The 19,197-nt window shown below is 61.7% G+C and carries 13 protein-coding genes and 1 pseudogene; 12 read left to right on the forward strand and 2 right to left on the reverse strand.

Annotated elements, in window-relative coordinates; all coding sequences use genetic code 11:
- Positions 1-69: 69 nt before the first annotated feature.
- Positions 70-2,592, reverse strand: a complete 2,523-nt coding sequence (locus tag HK353_RS15855; protein WP_173157726.1) for an excinuclease ABC subunit UvrA — start codon at positions 2,590-2,592, stop codon at positions 70-72.
- A 257-nt stretch (positions 2,593-2,849) separates the two neighbouring features.
- On the opposite strand from HK353_RS15855, the gene HK353_RS15860 reads away from it, so the two are divergent.
- Positions 2,850-4,121 (forward strand): MFS transporter, encoded by a 1,272-nt coding sequence (locus HK353_RS15860; protein WP_173157728.1) that lies wholly within the window; start codon positions 2,850-2,852, stop codon positions 4,119-4,121.
- A 75-nt stretch (positions 4,122-4,196) separates the two neighbouring features.
- On the opposite strand, the gene HK353_RS15865 is transcribed toward HK353_RS15860, so the two are convergent.
- A complete protein-coding gene (locus HK353_RS15865) occupies positions 4,197-5,105 on the reverse strand; it encodes a sulfite exporter TauE/SafE family protein (protein ID WP_173157730.1) in 909 nt (302 codons plus the stop codon).
- Positions 5,106-5,416: 311 nt separating this feature from the next.
- On the opposite strand from HK353_RS15865, the gene HK353_RS15870 reads away from it, so the two are divergent.
- The 11 genes and pseudogenes from HK353_RS15870 to HK353_RS15920 all read left to right on the forward strand — a co-directional run.
- Positions 5,417-6,295: a sirohydrochlorin chelatase gene (locus HK353_RS15870; RefSeq protein ID WP_245396091.1), complete on the forward strand. Its 879-nt coding sequence runs from the start codon at positions 5,417-5,419 to the stop codon at positions 6,293-6,295.
- A 153-nt stretch (positions 6,296-6,448) separates the two neighbouring features.
- A complete protein-coding gene (locus tag HK353_RS15875; RefSeq protein ID WP_173157732.1) occupies positions 6,449-8,176 on the forward strand; it encodes a nitrite/sulfite reductase in 1,728 nt (575 codons plus the stop codon).
- Positions 8,173-8,976, forward strand: coding sequence for a phosphoadenylyl-sulfate reductase (locus HK353_RS15880; RefSeq protein WP_173157734.1), 804 nt, complete (start codon positions 8,173-8,175; stop codon positions 8,974-8,976). Before HK353_RS15875 ends, HK353_RS15880 begins: the two co-directional genes overlap by 4 nt.
- Positions 8,973-9,938 (forward strand): sulfate adenylyltransferase subunit CysD, encoded by a 966-nt coding sequence (cysD, locus tag HK353_RS15885; RefSeq protein ID WP_173157736.1) that lies wholly within the window; start codon positions 8,973-8,975, stop codon positions 9,936-9,938. The genes HK353_RS15880 and cysD overlap by 4 nt, the downstream gene beginning before the upstream one ends.
- On the forward strand, positions 9,938-11,317 hold the full coding sequence (locus HK353_RS15890; protein WP_173157738.1) for a sulfate adenylyltransferase subunit 1: 1,380 nt from the start codon (positions 9,938-9,940) through the stop codon (positions 11,315-11,317). Before cysD ends, HK353_RS15890 begins: the two co-directional genes overlap by 1 nt.
- Positions 11,314-12,123 carry a uroporphyrinogen-III C-methyltransferase gene (gene cobA / locus HK353_RS15895; protein ID WP_173157740.1) on the forward strand — a complete coding sequence of 270 codons (810 nt, stop codon included), beginning with the start codon at positions 11,314-11,316 and terminating at the stop codon, positions 12,121-12,123. Before HK353_RS15890 ends, cobA begins: the two co-directional genes overlap by 4 nt.
- On the forward strand, positions 12,120-12,446 hold the full coding sequence (fdxA, locus tag HK353_RS15900) for a ferredoxin (protein ID WP_173157742.1): 327 nt from the start codon (positions 12,120-12,122) through the stop codon (positions 12,444-12,446). The genes cobA and fdxA overlap by 4 nt, the downstream gene beginning before the upstream one ends.
- A 12-nt stretch (positions 12,447-12,458) precedes the next feature.
- A complete protein-coding gene (locus HK353_RS15905) occupies positions 12,459-13,868 on the forward strand; it encodes an FAD-dependent oxidoreductase (protein WP_173157744.1) in 1,410 nt (469 codons plus the stop codon).
- 652 nt (positions 13,869-14,520) lie between these two features.
- A complete protein-coding gene (locus HK353_RS15910) occupies positions 14,521-16,629 on the forward strand; it encodes an ATP-dependent nuclease (protein WP_173157746.1) in 2,109 nt (702 codons plus the stop codon).
- A complete protein-coding gene (locus HK353_RS15915) occupies positions 16,629-18,494 on the forward strand; it encodes a UvrD-helicase domain-containing protein (RefSeq protein WP_173157748.1) in 1,866 nt (621 codons plus the stop codon). Before HK353_RS15910 ends, HK353_RS15915 begins: the two co-directional genes overlap by 1 nt.
- Before the next feature lie 204 nt (positions 18,495-18,698).
- Positions 18,699-19,070: pseudogene (locus HK353_RS15920) on the forward strand (transposase family protein); the annotation flags it as partial.
- Positions 19,071-19,197 lie beyond the last annotated feature (127 nt).

The following is a 19,197-nucleotide window of genomic DNA, read 5'->3' on the forward strand; positions in this document are numbered from 1 at the left end:
GAATTCGGCCCCGTCCTCAGCAGAGGACGGGGCCGTTTCCACTACCGCATTTCTTTCATCCCACTTCGGTCAGCGCACCTCGTCGAGGTGCCCCTTGAGGTACTTGCCGGTCACGCTGTCGGAGGCATCCGCGATCTGCTGCGGGGTTCCCGTCGCGACGATCTGTCCGCCATCCTGACCTCCGCCGGGACCGAGGTCGATGACCCAATCGGCGTTGGCGATCATGTCGAGATCGTGTTCGATGACGAGAACCGTTCCACCTTGGTCGAGCAGCTGTTGGAAGACGCGCACGAGCACACCCACATCCTCGGGGTGCAGGCCCACCGTCGGTTCGTCGAAGACGAAGAGCGTGTGCTCCTGTGACTTCCCGAGCTCGGTGGCGAGCTTGAGTCGCTGCGCCTCTCCGCCGGAGAGCGCCGGGGTCGCCTCGTGGAGGGTGAGATAGCCGAGTCCCACATCGGCCAGCGCTCTCAGCCGGGCGTGGACCTTGCGCATCTCGGCAAGGTGGGGGAGCGCCTCGGCGACGGTCATCGCCAACAGTTCCGGCAGCGATAGCGGCTGGCCATCGGCGTCCGAGGCACGGCGATACTCCTCCGCATCCGGACTGTACCGACGGCCTTCGCAGTCCGGGCAGGGGATGTCGACGTCGGGGAGGAACTGCACATCGAGGGTGATCTCGCCGGTGCCTTCGCATTTCGGGCAGCGCAGCGATCCCGTGTTGTACGAGAAGTCCCCGGCCGTCAGCGCGGCATCCTTCGCGGAACCGAGCCGAGCATAGGCGCGGCGAAGGTCATCGAGCACCCCGGAATAGGTCGCCACGGTGGAGCGGACGTTGATGCCGATCGGGGTGGCGTCGACAACGTTGACCCGGTCGATTCCGTCGGCGTCGATCTCACGCACATGACCGGGCCGCGAACGTTCATCGGCGGCTTTGAGCGCGGGGACGAGACTGTCGAGGACAAGGGTGGTCTTGCCCGATCCGGACACACCCGTGACGACGGTCAGCCGCTGCCGTGGGATCTCCGCGTCGAGGGCGTGGACCGTGTGGATCGGTGCTGTGCGTAATCGGATCCGACCGTGATCGAAGGTCGCAGAGGCGACCGCGGGGTTGCGCACAAGTGTTTCGGCACGTCCGGTGAGGTAGGGGCCGATGCGGGATTCGTCGGTGTTGTCGAGGTCGGCGACAGTGCCGGTGGCCACGACCGTGCCGCCGTCACGTCCGGACCCGGGGCCGATCTCGATGAGGTGGTCGGCTTCGCGGAGGACCAGCGGGTCGTGGTCGACCATGACGACAGAGTTGCCCTCGTCAAGGAGATCGGTGATGACACCCTGCAGGCCCGCGATGTTCGAGGGGTGGAGGCCGATCGAGGGTTCGTCGAGGACATAGAGGACCCCGGTGGTCTCATTGCGCACTGCGCGGGCGAGTTGCACGCGTTGGCGTTCACCGGTCGACAGGGACGAACCTGCCCGGTCGAGGGCGAGGTACCCGAGGCCGAGGTCGAGCAGCCGGCGTACCATGCCGAGCAGAGTGTCCACCAACGATCTGGCCATGGACTGCATCGATGCGGGGAGCCCGGCCGGAACGTCCGTGGCCCAGTCCACGAGTTCGGCGAGGGTCATGGCGGTCGCCTCGGCGAGGCCGATGTCACCGATGCGCGGCGCACGGGCGGCAGGGGAGAGGCGGGTGCCTTCGCAGTCGGGGCAGACCTGCTCGGAGAGGAACCGGCTGACCCTGGCGAAGCGCTTCTCGTTGTCCGCACGTTTGAGTTCCTCGGTTACCGTCAGTCGGGCGTTGCGGAAGGTGAAGTCGAGGTCGTGGAGCCCCTTCTTCGAGGTGACCGTGATGTGCTTCTTCTCCTCGGGGCCGGCGAAGACGATCTCGCGCTCCCAGTCCTCGAGGTCGCGCCAGGGCACGTCGGTGCGGACGCCGAATTCGCGGGCGATCTGCGGCTGGACGTTGAAGCCGAACATCTGCCAGGGGATGACGGTGCCGTCGTCGATCGACATGTCGAGGTCGCGGATGAGGGAGGCGTCATCGACCTCTCTGATGGTGCCGATGCCCTCGCAGCGGGGACAGGCTCCACCGGAATTGAAGGCGAGCTCCTCGGCGCCGGGAGCATGGACGGTCGCACCGCATTCGGGGCAGTCGAACGGCTCCTCGGCGGCGACGTTGAGGGTCGGTTCCTGCCGGTGCCCGTTCGGGCAGAGGTGGGAGGCCAGCCGAGAGAACATCAGGCGAACGACGTTGAGCAGCTCGGTCGAGGTGCCGAACGTCGAGCGGACCCCGGGGACTCCGGGCCGTTGCCGCAGAGCGAGGGCGGCGGGGATGTGACGGACAGTCTCGACGTCGGCGCGGGCTGCTTGAGCCATGCGTCGACGAGTGTACGTCGACAGTGCTTCGATATAGCGGCGGGAGCCTTCGGCATAGAGGACTCCCATGGCCAGGGAGGACTTGCCCGAACCGGAGACGCCGGCGATGGCGACGAGGGTATTCAGAGGGACGTCGACGTCGATGTTCTGCAGGTTGTGCACGCGGGCGCCGCGCACCTCGACCGCTGTGGCAGGGGCAGTGTTTCGGGCTTCGGTCGACATACCATGATCGTAACAACCGGCGCTGACAGGACTCGTCATCTCCTGAGACCGCCTTTGCGACCGGATATGGCCGGACTACAATCGTGTCGCTGACGAGAACAGGGGCATACTTGTCAGATCAGAGACTCCGACCAGGTCTGTGAATAAGCAACATCCGCCCCGGGTGACGAGCAACGGTGCCTGCATCCTGCAAGCCCACGATCCACCACCGGCTTCGCCAACCACGGCATCCGGGCACCTACAAGAAGAGGCACACGATGACTGAGACACCCGTCGAGTCCCGCGAAGACAAGTCGCGGGCCCGCAAGGCCGTAGTTGCGGCCGGACTGGGCAACGCCCTCGAATGGTATGACATCATCCTGTTCGGGTTCATGGCCACCTCGATCACCGCGGTCTTCTACCCGGGCGAAGGCCTGTCCGCGCAGCTGATGACTTGGGCGACCTTCGCCATCACCTTCGTCGTCCGTCCCCTGGGCGCGATCATCATCGGCCGCTACTCGGACAAGCACGGCCGCAAATCGGCCTTGTCGCTGACGATCGGTCTGATGACCCTCGGCGTGTTCATCATCGTCATCCTGCCCGGCGAAGCGACCATCGGCATCTGGGGCGCGATCGGCCTCATCATCGCCCGCATCATCCAGGGCATCGCCGCCGGCGGCGAATTCGGATCGGCCACAGCCTTCCTCACCGAGAACGCCAAGCGCGGCAAGGCCTACTACGCCTCCTTCCAGACCGCCACCCAGGGCATCTCGATGTTCCTGGCCGCCGGAATCTCGTGGATTCTCAGCTCGGCACTGAGCGAAGAAGCACTCCACTCCTGGGGCTGGCGCGTGGCCTTCGCCCTCGGCCTGCTCCTCGGGCCCGTCGGCTGGTACATCCGCTCGAAGATGGACGACACTCCCGAGTTCAAGGCCGCCGAGAAGACCGACAGTCCGCTCCGCGTCCTCCTCGGCGAGAACTTCGGTCGCCTGTTCTCCGCGTTCCTCGTCATCGCGATGGCCACGATCTCGGTCTACCTCATCACCTACCTGCCGCAGTTCGCCGTCACCAACCTCGGCCTCGACGCCTGGGCGGCATTCCCCGGCGCCGTCGTCGCCGGCCTCATCACCCTCATCGGCGCCCCGTACGCCGGCCGCCTGGCCGACCGGGTGGGACCGACGACCGTGATGATCCCGACCGCGATCGTGGGCATCATCGTTGGCTGGCCGATGTTCATCCTCCTGGAAGCTAACCCTACGATTCCCGTCCTCACTCTCTGTGAGGCGATCGTCGGTCTGTTCATGGTCTTCTACTTCGGCCCGATGCCGGCACTGCTGTCCGAACTGTTCCCCGTCAAGGTGCGCAGCTCCGGCATGACCATCGCCTACAGCTTCGGTGTCGCGATCTTCGGCGGCTTCGCCCCGCTCATCCTCACCGCGCTGCTCGGCGCGACCGGTCTGCTGACCGTGCCCGGCTTCTACTACGCGGGGCTGTCGCTGCTGTCCCTCATCGGCGTGATCATGGCCCGGAAGCTCTACAGCCAGCGCTGACCAAACGGCAAAAGCGAACAGACCCGACCCCGCGATTGTGCGGAGTCGGGTCCGTTCGCGTGTTCCTGCCGAGCTTCACCCGCCGACGGGCACCTCGGCGCCGGCCTCTTCAGCCTTCCGCGCCTTCGCAGCCGCCCGCTCGATGCGCACGACGTGAGCCAGCAGTGCGAACCAGACGAGTGCCAAGCCGGCGAGCGTCAGCCACACAGCAGATGCATCCAAACCAAAGGTGAGCAGGATGGTGCGGATATTCGTGAGGATGATGATTCCGCCTGCGGCGACCGCCAGCACCTTCGCGGGCAGCAGCTTCACCAGCCATGCGGCGAACGGTGCGGCGATGACGCCGCCGATGAGCAGTGCCGCCACGATCTGCCACTCGATGCCCTGCGATCCGAGCGCGATGAGGAACCCGAGAGAACCGCCGACGGCGACGACGAACTCACTCGTATCGATTGACCCGATGACCTTCCGCGGTTCCAATCGTCCTGATGAGAGCAGCGTCGTCGTCCCGACCGGACCCCAGCCGCCACCGCCGATGGCATCGAGTGCTCCACCGACGAACCCTACCGGCACGAGCATCCCCGCGCTCGGCCGCGACTTGAACTCCGGACGCTTCCCGCCCAAAGCGAGGAAGCGCCAGATCACGTACACCCCGAGCGCGAGCAGGATCCCCGAGATCCACGGGGTCGCGGCCTCCCCGTTGAGACTGGCGAGGAACGTCGACCCGAGGACCGCACCGATGAACCCGGGACCGGCGAGGATGCCGACCGTCCGCCAGTCGACATTGCCGAATCGGTGATGGGAGATCCCGGACACCAGACTTGTGCCCAGTTCGGAGAAATGCACCGCCGCCGAGGCGGCCGCCGGTGCCGTCCCCGCCGCGAGCAGCAACGTGGTTGAGGTGACCCCATAGGCCATGCCCAGGGATCCGTCGATGAGCTGAGCGATGAGGCCGACGATCCCGAGGATGATGAGCTGACGCATGTGCTTGCCTTTCGTGGATGACGCGAAGGAGGTGGAGGCGCAGACGTGAGGACGACGTCGACGAAGAGGACGGCGTCAGAAGCGCATATGTGCGTCGATAACACACACTAGCGAAACTGTTGAGCAGAATGGCAAATCATCCGCAATCCTACGAACTCGGTCGCCGTATGTCGAAAGATGACGCCAGATGGCGAAATTTCGCCGATGACGAGCCTGTATGCGGCGTTGACACTGATGGGTTACGCTGTGGCAATGCATTCAAGAATGTTGAAAGCTGCTCGCCCCGGTCAGTCAGTCGTTGAGCAATCAATTTGCGCAATGGCCATGGCACACCCGGTTCCTGCGAGGAGTCGGGCGTCGGAATCGGCGAGATGTCGGGCGCAGGGACCCGTGCGGGGGCGACCGTGACGGGGCTGCCGTCGGTGGGTCTGATCTCCCACGGGACCTCATCGCCGACCGGCCAGGTCCTCATCGAGGTCCTCGCGGCAGAGATCGCCACAGACCTGCGCATTCGCGGCATTGCCGACGAGGTCATGCTCGGCCACGTGGACGTCCAGAAACCCGACGTCGACGAGGTGATCGCTCGCCTGCCCGCCGACCGTCCGGTGATCCTCGTGCCGCTTCTGCTCTCCCCGGGGTATCACGTCCACGTCGACCTCGCCGAGGCGGCCGGCCGTGCCGCTGAATCCGGCCGTGACGTTCGACGAACGCCCACGCTCGGGCCCGACCCGAGGCTCGCAGAGATCCTCGCCGATCGACTTCCGCCCTTGCGGGACAACGACGAGGTCATCCTCGCCGCCGCCGGTTCGAGCGACGAGCGGGCGAACGAGTCCTGCCGCGAGATGGGCAGGCTGCTAGCGGCAGAGCTCGAGCGTCCCGTCGAGGTCGGCTTCCTCGCCGGCGGGGGAGTGCCATTGAAAGATCTCGTCGCGGAGAGTCGGAGTCGCGGCGCCCGACCCGTGCTCGCGAACTATCTGCTGGCGCCGGGATTCTTCGATGACCTCGCACGGAAACTCGTCGACGGCGGCAGTGATTCGTCCGGTGTCCTATCCCCGCCGCTGCTCACCAACGGAAGCAGCGGCGCCGCCGTGCCGCCCCGGCTCGTCGACATCGTCCGCGATCGGGTCAGCGGAGGCATCCGCGAAAGCGTCCAACCCCACGCCTATGTCGCGGACATGCTCAACGCCTGACCACACCCGCGGAAGGTGGCACCCACCGCGTCCACGGCGGGCCGTGACGCCAGATGTCACTTCGTGACACAAACCCTTCGGAAATTTGTTGAGCAATTCGGCATTCATGTACCGTGATTCATCACTGGTTCCCCTCAGCGTTTGGAGACAGCAATGTCCACTAAGGTGGAAGAGAACAAGGAAACGTCAGGTAAACGAGCCGATAAGCGGCCCGCCCGCCCGAAGAAGTCCAATGGGCAGTGGAAGATCGACGGCCATGAACCGTTGAACAAAAACGAGATCGACAAGGCCGAAGACAACGGCCTCAACGTTCGCGCCCGGATTGAGACCATCTACGCCAAGCGCGGATTCTCTTCGATCGACTCCGACGACCTGCACGGCCGCTTCCGCTGGTGGGGCCTGTACACCCAGCGCAAACCCGGAATCGACGGCGGCCGCACCGCGAAGCTCGAGCCGCATGAGCTCGAAGACGAATACTTCATGTTGCGTGTCCGCATCGACGGCGGAAAGCTCACCACCGAGCAGCTGCGCACGATCGCGGACATCTCCACCGAATTCGCCCGCGACAGCGCCGACCTCACCGACCGCCAGAATATCCAGCTGCACTGGATCGAGATCGAGAACATGCCCGAGATCTGGCGCCGCCTCGAAGCCGTCGGCCTGCAGACCACCGAAGCCTGCGGCGACGTCCCCCGCGTCATCCTCGGCTCACCCGTGGCCGGCATCGCCGCCGACGAACTCATCGACCCGACACCGGCGATCGAAGAGATCTCCCGTCGCTACATCGGCGACCAGAGCCTGTCGAACCTGCCGCGCAAATACAAGACCGCGATCACCGGCCACCCCAGCCAGGACGTCGTCCACGAGATCAACGACTGCTCCTTCGTCGCCGTCGAACACCCCGAACACGGCATCGGCTACGACCTGTGGGTCGGCGGCGCCCTGTCAGTCGTCCCCCGCTTCGCCGAACGCCTCGGCGCCTGGGTCGCCCCCGACCAAGTCGTCGAGACCTGGCTGGGCGTAACCTCGATCTTCCGCGACTACGGCTTCCGCCGCCTGCGCAACAAGGCCCGCCTGAAGTTCCTGCTCGCCGATTGGGGTCCGGAGAAGTTCCGCGAAATCCTCGAGACCGAATACCTCGGATACAAACTCGCTGACGGTCCGGCACCGGCCAAGCCGCTCACCGCCGGCGACCACGTCGGCGTGCACAAGCAGACCGACGGCCGCTACTACATCGGGGTCAGCCCCGTCGTCGGTCGCGTCTCGGGCACGCTGCTCGGCCAACTCGTCGACCTCGCTGAGAAGTACGGATCCACTCGGCTGCGCACGACCCCGCACCAGAAGGTGCTGCTGCTCGACATCGAGGAGAAGGACGTCGAAACCGTCGTCGCCGAACTCGACGCCTTGGGTCTCTCCAGTCGCAAGGACCTCTTCCGCCGCTCGACGATCGCGTGCACCGGCATCGAATACTGCAAACTCGCCATCGTCGAGACCAAGCAGACCGCAGCTGACACCATCACGAAGCTCGAGGAGCGCCTCGCCGACATCGAGGAGCTGCCCCACCCGATCAGCTTCCACCTCAACGGCTGCCCGAACTCCTGCGCCCGCATCCAGACCGCCGACATCGGACTCAAAGGCCAGATCGTCACCACCGACGAAGGCGAACAGGTCTCCGGATTCCAGGTCCACGTCGGCGGAGGCCTGGCCTCGAAGGACCGCGACGAAGCCGGACTCGGTCGCACCGTCCGCGGACTCAAGGTCACCGCCGAGAACCTCAGCGACTACGTCGAGAAGCTCGTCCGCCGCTTCCTCGCCGGGCGCGGGGAGACCGAAACATTTTCCGAATGGGCCCACCGTGTTGACGAGGAGGAACTGGTATGAGCGCCACCGACACAACCGCAACCCCAGCCGCAACCGCAACCACGGCGAGGGGAGGAGCAGCGACCCAGTCCCGCCCCGAACCACGTCCGGTCGAGGAGCTCAAGGCCCTCGCCGAGGCGGGTGCCCGTGAACTCGCCGGTGACCCTGAGAACGGCGTTCCCGAGGCCAACCCCGCCGACGTCATCCGCTGGGTGTCCCGGAACTTCGACACCGCGGCCTGCGCAGTGGCCTGCTCGATGGCCGACGCCGCCCTGCCGCACTACGTCGCCCAGTACCAGCCCGGCGTCGACGTCCTCTTCCTCGACACCGGCTACCACTTCCGGGAGACCTATGACACCCGCAACGAGGTGGCCCGCCGTGTCGACGTCCACATCGTCGATGTCCTCCCGGAACAGACCGTGGAAGAGCAGGACGCCGAGTTCGGCAAGGATCTCTTCGCCCGCGACCCGGGCCTGTGCTGCGCCCGCCGCAAGGTCGCACCGCTGAAGAAATCGCTGAACGGCTATGAACTCTGGTTCACCGGAGTCCGCCGTGACGAGGCTCCCACCAGGACGAACACACCGCTGATCACCTTCGATGAGAAGAACGGACTCGTCAAGGTCAACCCTCTCGCGGCATGGTCCTTCGATGACCTCCTCGACTACTCACGCGCCTTCGAAGTTCCGGTCAACCCGCTGCTGTCGCAGGGGTACCCGTCGATCGGCTGCCAGCCCTGCACTCGCCCCGTCGCCGAAGGGGAAGACCCCCGCGCCGGCCGTTGGGCCGGATCGACCAAAACAGAATGCGGACTCCACACATGAGCATCGACACCCAGTTCAACAACGACACCCACAGCGCCCCCGAGGCGACACCGGCCAACCCGAAGAACACCTCCCTGTCCACCCTCGACGTTCTCGAATCCGAAGCGATCCACATCATCCGTGAGGTCGCCGCCGAGTTCGAACGTCCTGTGCTGCTGTTCTCCGGCGGCAAGGACTCCGTGACGGTCCTCCACCTCGCGGCGAAGGCGTTCTGGCCGGCGAAGATTCCGTTCGGTCTCCTCCACGTCGACACCGGCCACAACTTCGACGAGATCATCCGCTTCCGCGACGAAACCGCCGAGAAGTACGGCCTCGACCTCACGGTGGCGAAGGTCCAGGACTACATCGACGACGGTCGCCTGCGCGAACGCCCCGACGGGACCCGCAACACCCTGCAGACCCAGCCGCTGCTCGACGCCATCACCGGCGGAACGTTCGACGCCGTCTTCGGTGGCGCCCGCCGCGACGAGGACAAAGCACGCGCGAAGGAACGCATCCTGTCCCTTCGCGACGAATTCGGCGGCTGGAACCCCAGCAGCCAGCGCCCCGAACTGTGGAACCTCTTCAACGGCCGCCACCTGCCCGGCGAACACGTACGCGTGTTCCCGATCTCGAACTTCACCGAACTCGACGTGTGGAGCTACATCGCCCGCGAAGGCATCGAACTGCCCGAGCTCTACTTCGCCCACGATCGCGAAGTCTTCGCCCGCGACGGCATGTGGTGGGCCACGGGCGAATTCTCCACCCCGCGCGAGGACGAGACAGTCACGACCAAGAAGGTCCGCTACCGCACCGTCGGGGATATGAGCTGCACCGGGGCCGTCGAATCGAGCGCCGATGACCTCGAGTCCATCCTCGCCGAGGTGGCCGCCACCACTGTGACCGAGCGCGGTGCCACTCGCGCCGACGACCGGATCTCGGCCGCGGCGATGGAAGACCGCAAGAAGGACGGGTACTTCTGATGACGACTACAACCACCACCGAAACAACCACCACCGAGGCGACGCCGACGTTGGACACGACGACGAAGACGCTGTTGCGGTTCGCCACCGCCGGATCCGTCGACGACGGGAAATCCACGCTCGTCGGCCGGCTCCTCCACGATGCGAAGGCGATCCTCGCCGACCAGCTCGCCGCCGTGACCGCGACCAGCCGGGAACGCGGATTCCTGGGAGGTGAGTTCGACTTCGCGCTGCTCACCGACGGTCTGCGGGCCGAACGCGAACAGGGCATCACCATCGACGTCGCCTACCGGTACTTCGCCACCGATTGTCGCTCGTTCATCCTCGCCGACTGCCCCGGACACGTGCAGTACACCAGGAACATGGTCACGGGAGCCTCGACCGCCGATGCCGTCGTCGTCCTCATCGACGCCCGCACCGGCGCGACCGAACAGACCCGCCGGCACCTCACTGTGGTCTCCCGACTGGGCATCCGCCACGTCATCATCGCCGTCAACAAGATCGACCTCATCGACTACGACCAGGCAGCGATCGAGACGGTCGAGAACGACATCAAGTCACTCGCCGACGAGATCGGCCTCGAGACCCCGCACCTCATTCCGATCTCCGCGCTGGCCGGGGACAATGTCGCCACCACCTCGGACAACACACCCTGGTACACGGGTCCGGCACTGCTCGAACTCCTCGAGACCCTGCCGAGTGCGGACGAGGACACCGCCGATCTCGAGGCCTTCCGCCTCGACGTCCAGACCGTGCTGCGTCCGCAGGGGGGACTGGCACCTGGACTCGACCCCGAGGAATTCCGGGACTACCGGGCGGTGGCCGGACAGATCACGGCCGGGCGGGTCAGCCTCGGCGATGAGATCGAGATCCACCCTGCCGGGCTGAAAACGACGGTGACCGGCATCGATACCGCCAGTGGTCCCCTCGAGACCGCGAGTGCGCCGCTGTCGGTGGCGCTGCGGCTGGCCGATGATGTCGATACCGCTCGTGGCAGCGTCATCGCCGCGGCCGGCACCCTGCCCGCCCCGCGTCGGGAACTGCGCGCCGAGGTCTTCCCCTTCACGGCCGAGGGCCTGCGCACGGGGGACCGGGTGCTCATCAAGACGGGGACGACGACCGTGAAGGGGATCGTCACCATCGAGGCCAAACGAAACCTCGAGACCTCCGGACTGGAGGTCGCCGAGGTGCTCGCCGGCAACGACATCGGCCTGGCCCGGGTGAAGCTGTCGGCCGAGCTGCCGGTCCCGGACTTCCGCGACCACGGCACGGCCGGAGCCTTCGTCGTCATCGACCCGCAGACAGGCAACACCCTCGCTGCGGGAATCCACACCCCCGAGGCGGCCCCCACCCCCGAATCCACCGAGGACCAGTCATGACACTCTTCCTCCCACAGCAGCCCGGCACCGTGCTGCTAGTCGGTGCCGGACCGGGCGATCTCGGACTGCTCACCGTCACCGGTCTGCGCGCATTGGAACGCGCCGATGTCATCGTGGCCGACCGCCTCGGCGCCCGATCGGTCATCGATCAGCTCGAAACCGATCGTGGTGCACCCCTCGATGCGGAGATCATCGACGTCGGCAAGCTGCCGGGGCACCATCCGGTGCCGCAGAGCGGGATCAACGACATCCTCATCTCACAGGCGAAGCTCGGCCGTCGGGTCGTCCGTCTCAAGGGCGGGGACCCGTTCGTCCTCGGACGTGGGGGAGAGGAAGTCATCGCCTGCCGGGCCGCCGGAGTCGACGTCCGCGTCGTTCCCGGGGTGACCAGCGCGAACTCCGTTCCCGCGGTCGCCGGAATCCCGCTCACCCACCGAGGCGTCGCCACCTCGTACACAGTCGCGACCGGCCATGACCAGCTGGGCGAGATCGGCGGGGGACGCGACCACACCGTTGTCGTGCTCATGGGAGTGGGCACACTCATCAACTCGGCGATGGTGCTCGCCCGATCCGGGCGCGGTGACGACTGCCCGGTCGCGATCGTCGAAGACGGATTCGGTGAGAACCAACGAGTGACCATCGGAACCCTCGGCGACATCGCCTTCCGCGCGGCTCGCCGAGGCGTCCGGTCACCGGCCGTGATCGTCGCCGGTGATGTCGTGACCTTGAGCCCCTACGCCGATGGTGCGTTCACGCAGGCGACCGAGCCTGCCGCATCGTCATCCGAACTCGTGAGGAACCCATGACCTACATCATCGCCCAGCCGTGCGTGGACCTGAAGGACCGAGCCTGCATCGAGGAATGCCCGGTCGACTGCATCTACGAAGGCACCCGCTCCCTCTACATCCATCCCGACGAATGCGTCGACTGCGGGGCGTGCGAACCCGTGTGCCCCGTCGAGGCGATCTTCTACGAAGACGATGTGCCCGATGAGTGGGAGGCCTACTACAAGGCGAACGTCGAATTCTTCGACGACATCGGCTCCCCGGGCGGAGCGGCCGCCCACGGGGCCGTCGACAAAGACCATCCCTTCATCGCAGCTCTGCCGCCGCAGAACACCGACGACTGACCAAGGAAAGCTATGCCTACTATTCCCTTCAGAGTGGCCATCATCGGCGCCGGTCCCGCCGGAATCTATGCCGCTGACCTGCTGACCAAGGCCGAACACGATCTGGAACTGAGCATCGACCTGTTCGATCGCCTGCCCTCACCCTTCGGGCTCGTCCGCTACGGAGTCGCACCCGACCATCCGCGGATCAAGGGCATCATCAATGCGCTCATCAAGGTCCTCGACCGCGGTGACATCCGCCTGTTCGGCAACGTCGAATACGGGGCCGACATCAACCTCGGCGAGCTCACCGACCGCTACGACGCGGTGATCTTCTCCACCGGCTGCTTCATCGACGCACCGCTGTCGCTGCCCGGCATCGAGCTGCCCGGTTCCTATGGGGCCGCCGACTTCGTCAACTGGTACGACTCCCACCCCGATGTGGCCCAGACCTGGCCGCTGGACGCGGAAAAGGTCGCGGTGCTCGGCAACGGCAATGTCGCGCTCGACGTGGCTCGGGTGCTCGCGAAGCAGGCCGATGACCTGCACACCACGGAGATCCCCGATCACGTCTATGAGGGCCTGAAGTCCTCGAAGGTCACCGATGTCCACATCTTCGGCCGCCGGGGTCCCGCGCAGGCGAAGTTCACGCCTCTCGAGCTGCGTGAACTCGGTCAGGTCGACGACGTCGACATCATCGTCTATCCCGAGGACTACGAGTTCGATCAGGGTTCGCTCGAGTCCATCGAGTCGAGCAACCAGGTCAAGCAGGTGACGAAGACGCTCACGGACTTTGCGATGCGGGAGGAGACCGGGGCGAAGCGGCGTCTGCACCTACACTTCCTGCACGCACCGGTGGCCATCCTCGGCGAGGATCGGGTGACCGGGCTGCGCACGGAACGTCAGGAGCTCGACGGGACCGGTGGCGTCAACGGCACCGGGGACTTCCACGACTGGGACATCGATGCCGTGTACCGGGCGGTCGGCTATGCGGGTACGCAGCTGCCGCAGCTGCCCTTCGACGAGGCCAAGAAGGTCATCCCCAATCACGAAGGGCGGGTCGTCGACGCCGAGGATCAGGGCCAGGCCGCCGAGGCGGACGTCATCCCCGGCGTGTACACGACCGGATGGATCAAGCGCGGGCCCGTCGGGCTCATCGGGCATACGAAGGGTGATGCGCTCGAGACGATCGGGCACATCCTCGACGATCAGGCCGCCGGGGCGCTCACCGAACCCGTGTACCCGGAGGAGTCTTCGATCGTCGAGCTGCTCGAGTCGAAGGGCGTCGAGTTCACGGACTGGGAGGGCTATCACCGGCTCGAGGCCGCGGAGAAGGCCTTCGGTGAGACCGAGGGGCGTGAGCGGGTGAAGATCGCAACCCGCGAGGCCATGCTCGCCGAGGCGCGCGCCCACCTGACTGCGGATGCGAACGCTGGGAGCTGAGCGGGCGGAGCGCAGGTCAAACTTTCAAACTGATACTTGTAATTGCATGTTTGCAAGTGTCAGTTTGTCAGTTTCCACGCAATAACGCCTGTTGGCGTTCTGCCCGTGGTTATGCGGCTTGGGTTCTCTGCCCATCTTGGCTTCTCACCCAGAAAAAGGGGCCTCGCCAACGGCGAGGCCCCTTTAGATATTCGGTCCGAGAAAGGGAGGCCATGCGTTCGACTCAACTTACCAGGTATCTCGGCGGGTAACCCAGGCGTACGAGTCCTCATGCAGGGTGCAAGACTCCGTGAAACTACCATGCTCGACGAAACACGCGCGCACCTGACCGCAGTCTCGGGCACCGGAAGCTGAACGAACTGAGGTTCTCATCCGAAGACCCGTTCTGGCATCGTACGGAGCGAGTTTTCCGTTTTGCCCAGAATACGACCCCGAACGGATACGGCGTCGACCAGTGATCACGGCTTTGTACCGAAGCAGACTCCAATTCTGACATGCATGGTCTTCGTCCGAGTCCGTGACAATTGGGAAACGTCACGTATAGTTCAAGGTAGCCGGACACATCGATATTGAGTCGGAAGGACGGCAACTCTTCGACTTGTCGCGAAGTGATGTAAAAATCCATATTAAAACACTGCCTAGGAGAATATCGATGAAGATAGACAAGATCAGAGTGTCTGGATACCGGTTACTTGACAACTTTGAGCTAGAGTTGCGCGACGAACTATCACTAATCATCGGAAAGAACAATACCGGGAAAACATCACTCCTCAATATTTTGAAATCCTCGCTATCAGGTGCTCAGCAATATTCTTTTGAGGATTTCTCCATCGCCACCCAGAAATGCCTGCTGTCGAACATTCTGGTTGATAAACCATCGCTCCCGGAGACGGATCTCAGTATTACTTTGACTGTTGAAATTAGATATGACGAATCGGATAACCTGAGAAATTTGTCGAAACTGATGGTGGACCTATCGCCCGAAGCGCGCAACGTATACCTTCAGTTCAAAACCGAAATTACCAAGGCGCAGTTTTTCAGACTGTATGAAGAGTTTTATAGCAATCTATCGTCGATAGAAGCGGCGCTCGACAGTCCACTTGATGGGCTTGAGCGGAAGAATGAAGCGCAACGCTTCTTAGAAAAGAGTCTAAACGACTATTTGACCAGAAGCATCATATCTTTCGATCCGGAAGATAGTAGCAACCTTGCGGACCTCACGGGTGAACTCCAGACTCTCCGTCAAGTGTTGAATCTCGAGTACGTGAGCGCGAGAAGATCCGTGGAGAACCGGGACGCAACCAGATCTGGGAGCGCTTCAGGTCGCGCCCTCTCTCATCTTTCGAGTCAGTACTTTACCGACCGCACCGGCGGTAACGAGGCCAGCGACGCATTTCTGCAACTGGCTGCCCAGGCCGCCGTTACAGATCGACGATTCACTGAAACTTACGAAAGCGTCTTTGAGGACGTTATCCAAAAAGTTAAAAAATTTGGTGTGTTAGCTGGCGCAACTGAAGACATACATATAATTTCAACGATCCAGCCAACGGGTCTTCTCCGCGATAGCACTACAGTGAAGTATGGCGATCAAGATACACTACTGCCGGAGGACCATAATGGCCTAGGATATCTAAACCTAATTGCCATTATCATGGAAATTGAGATACGAATACTCCGTATGCGATCGAAGACCGACTCGGGTCCAGCTGACATTAACCTATTAGTAATCGAAGAGCCGGAAGCACATACTCATCCCCAACTTCAGTATATCTTTATCAGGCAGATCAAGGATTTGCTTCGAGAGAATAACGAGACACACTCGCTGCAACTTCAGACTGTGCTGACAACTCATTCATCCCACATTACGGCAGAGAGCGATTTTGATGATATCAAATACTTTCGTCGAATAGGCGATCATGTTGAAGCGCGAAATATGACCGATCTAGAGGCAATGTACGAGAAAGACCCCAAGCAGTACCATTTTCTGAAGCAGTACTTGACTCTGACCAGGGCCGAGCTGTTCTTCGCTGACAAAGCAGTATTTATTGAGGGGGACACAGAGCGCATTCTGATGCGGGCTATGATGCAAAAGATTGACATGGAAGACGAGGATCCATCGTCACCTTTGAGTGCTCAGAATATTTCAGTCGTAGAGGTGGGTGCCCACTCCCAGATCTTCGACAGGTTCATCGAATTCACTGGACTTAAAGCATTGATTATCACCGATATAGACAGCGCTAAGGTCGAGATAGGGGAAGATAAAAAAAAGCATCTGATCAGTGCACCCGTTGATGAGAGTACCCATACAACCAACAGCGCTATCAGGCATTTCTTTCGGCTTTCAAATGTAAATGATCGAGATAAAGGAAATATTCAGAGTATTCGGCATCGTCCCAGAGCCGAAAAGCAACTCTCAAAGCGAAGCGGTGCGTGGGAAATTTCAAAGAAAAATCCAAGTCTGTTCGTCGCCTATCAAGGTAAGGAGGATGGTTACGAGGCGCGGAGCTATGAGGACGCGTTTATTCACATCAATCGAGAATTTATCCAAAGACACATAAGCGATTTTCGAGGTCTCAAGAATCGTAGAATGTTTTCAGAAGAGGGTCACAGCGCGTACGATCTCGCCGAAAATTGCATACATAAGAAGACTCATTTTGCTCTCGATGTAATATATGCTGGCGTTAACAGCGGAGAGCCGGATTCGACCTGGCGGATACCGTTGTATATTTCTGAAGGTCTGCGCTGGTTGAGGGATGTCTAATGGGAATCGTTGAAGAGGAAGTTCTTGAGGCTCTAGACCATGTTCGTGCACGTAGTGATTTTCTCATGGCGGGCGGCGCAGGTAGCGGAAAAACTCACTCTATGGAGAGCTTCATTAGGGAGGTGTATGCTGAAAATCCCCAGTCAAGCATAGTCTGCATCACCTATACTAACGTCGCGGTCAATGAGATTCGGAATAGGCTTGCAATCCCAGGTCTCCAGGTATTCACCATTCACGAATTCCTATGGGAATTGATTCGCCGATTTCAGAAGAATATTCGGCAGGCATTAACTAATCTGGTGAATAACTCGGTTATTCGAACTAGTCTGGATCTTCCCGTCGGCACTGATTTCTGGGAGCATCCTATTCGATACAAAGAGTGGCTTAGTTTGGAGGAGTGTCATGTTTCACATGCGGAAGTGCTACTGATTGCTCGTTCCCTTTTTGAGGATTGTCCTCTTCTTGCAAAAATCTTGGGCGACTTGTATGACTATTTGCTGGTAGACGAATATCAGGACACTCCGGTTGATGTTCTGGAAATACTACTCGAGGTGCTTCCTAAACCCGCGCACCGTAGCCTCAGGGTTGGATTTTTTGGAGACGGCGAGCAGGCTATTCACGAGGGTGGCAAGAGCCGGGACGTGGTGAAGCGCGCGCTGGATAATCAGCGCATTAAGCTTATCACTAAGCGTCATAATCGGCGAAATCCCGCTGCTGTTATGCGACTAATAGGGAATTTGCGGACGGATGGGCTGATCCAAGTTCAAGCCGTTGATGTGGATGCTCCTAACTATGGTAAAGAAGGTACTGCTCGCTTCATTTATACGAACGATAAGCCGCTGGACATTTCTGCACTTAGAGGTTTGCCCTACTGCAGCTCGTGGGATTTCACCTCGTCTGAGCATACGAAGCTGCTCTATCTTGGTAAATCTGCTATCGCTCGGGAGAACAGTTTTCCTCGGCTTATGGAAATCTATAGCAAGGACCGGGCTGTGGAGTATGCGAAGACGATTGATAAAGCCTTAGGGAAGATAGGTGTGTCGGTCGACCGCGACATGACGTTTGGCGAGGTGATCGGGGCCAACACGGATATCGCCGCTCCGACGCGTAGCCAACAGCGAGCCTTTGACGATGATCCTGATCTCTTGTCCCGCGCTTACGGCTATACCTTCCGGGACTTGGTTACGACTTCTGTGAACTCTGACAGGCTGCTTGGTACGAAGAAGGTATCTGAGCTGGACGATCGGGACAGAGGAGAAAAGCGCGACCCTTTGATCAACCATTTGATGGCCATTCAGTTTATTCGAGCGCAGTATTCCCAGGGGAGTTTCAATTCGATAATCAGGTCTATGTCGGTTCGTGTGACAAGTATAGAGGACCGCGTACGACTTGCGCAGAACCTCGATTGGCTGAGCACTGCGGGTGGTAAGCCCGTGGGTGAGGTGGTGGACTACGCGGATTCTTCTGGCTTGGTAATCCGCAGGGACGCGGTCCAGGATTTTCAGAAGCGGCATCCGTATCGGTGTGCAAGAGTGTTCGAAGTTCCTTTTGACGAAGTTGCGGCTTTGTATAGCTACGTCGAGGATTTTTCTCCATTCTCAACTCAGCATGGGGTTAAGGGGTCCGAGTGGGACAATGTCTTTGTATCACTCGATAACGGCGGTTGGAATATGTACAACTACGATAAACTTTTGGGAGCGCCCGATAGTGATGGCAGCGTAGAGTCACGGTCTCGAATGATGCTGTACGTTACTTGCAGTCGGGCTAAGGAGAATCTCATTGTGTATGCGCACGCGCCGAGTCCGGGTGCTTTGAGGCAGGCAAGAGAATGGTTTGGGGATGAGAATGTGCTGCCAGTCGGGTAGTGATTTGAATATGCTCGCTCGCCGTGGACGCGGCCGACAGGAGCTTTGGAGCGCAAACCTCACATAGTGACCCGAACGGTTCCACTATTCGACCCCGGACACGGAAAAGCGGTGTTCGGGGTCGTCTGCGTTCGTGACCTTGCCCCATAGCCAGGCTATGTAATTGACTGTAGGGAAGGTGCTACCGAATGCACCTTCCCTACAACCGAGTTCTGCCGCGCCCACAAAATCTCACGTAGTGCCTTCTATAAGATCCGCACCCGCACCCAACAAGAATCAACCGCGGCGCTGCATCCCCGGTCGCGAGCTCCGAAACAACCCGCCCGGCGATACGGTCGCCAGGTCGTCAATGAACTCGTCCGAATCCGCAAGCAACTCAAAGCCGACGGATGGGACTATGGCCCCCGCACGATCTACTACGAGGCCGCAATCTCCGAGACGTTCCCGGCCACGACGATCCCGTCGCCGGCGACGATCGCCCGTCTACTGGCCAGCGTCGGCCACGTCGATGCCTCACCGAAGAAGCGTCCCAAATCGTCCTACATCCCTTTCATCCGCGCCACCGCAATGTCGTTAAGCAACTGTAGGGAAGCGGCATTCGGTAGCACGCGTGGAACGAAGTGGTAGCAGGAGCGCGGGGATCCGGTAGCACCACTCCGGCACCCCGCGCTCCCAGCTTACGGTCACGCCGGACTATCGACCT

Origin of the sequence: Brevibacterium permense, from assembly GCF_013280495.1 — a bacterium.
Classification (GTDB): Bacteria; Actinomycetota; Actinomycetes; order Actinomycetales; family Brevibacteriaceae; genus Brevibacterium; species Brevibacterium permense.

What these genes read in the sequence shown, in the direction of transcription:
- HK353_RS15855 (WP_173157726.1), bottom strand. Translation starts at nt 2,592, where the DNA reads ATGTCGACCGAAGCCCGAAACACTGCCCCTGCCACAGCGGTCGAGGTG.
- HK353_RS15860 (WP_173157728.1), top strand. Translation starts at nt 2,850, where the DNA reads ATGACTGAGACACCCGTCGAGTCCCGCGAAGACAAGTCGCGGGCCCGC.
- HK353_RS15865 (WP_173157730.1), bottom strand. Translation starts at nt 5,105, where the DNA reads ATGCGTCAGCTCATCATCCTCGGGATCGTCGGCCTCATCGCTCAGCTC.
- HK353_RS15875 (WP_173157732.1), top strand. Translation starts at nt 6,449, where the DNA reads ATGTCCACTAAGGTGGAAGAGAACAAGGAAACGTCAGGTAAACGAGCC.
- HK353_RS15880 (WP_173157734.1), top strand. Translation starts at nt 8,173, where the DNA reads ATGAGCGCCACCGACACAACCGCAACCCCAGCCGCAACCGCAACCACG.
- cysD (WP_173157736.1), top strand. Translation starts at nt 8,973, where the DNA reads ATGAGCATCGACACCCAGTTCAACAACGACACCCACAGCGCCCCCGAG.
- HK353_RS15890 (WP_173157738.1), top strand. Translation starts at nt 9,938, where the DNA reads ATGACGACTACAACCACCACCGAAACAACCACCACCGAGGCGACGCCG.
- cobA (WP_173157740.1), top strand. Translation starts at nt 11,314, where the DNA reads ATGACACTCTTCCTCCCACAGCAGCCCGGCACCGTGCTGCTAGTCGGT.
- fdxA (WP_173157742.1), top strand. Translation starts at nt 12,120, where the DNA reads ATGACCTACATCATCGCCCAGCCGTGCGTGGACCTGAAGGACCGAGCC.
- HK353_RS15905 (WP_173157744.1), top strand. Translation starts at nt 12,459, where the DNA reads ATGCCTACTATTCCCTTCAGAGTGGCCATCATCGGCGCCGGTCCCGCC.
- HK353_RS15910 (WP_173157746.1), top strand. Translation starts at nt 14,521, where the DNA reads ATGAAGATAGACAAGATCAGAGTGTCTGGATACCGGTTACTTGACAAC.
- HK353_RS15915 (WP_173157748.1), top strand. Translation starts at nt 16,629, where the DNA reads ATGGGAATCGTTGAAGAGGAAGTTCTTGAGGCTCTAGACCATGTTCGT.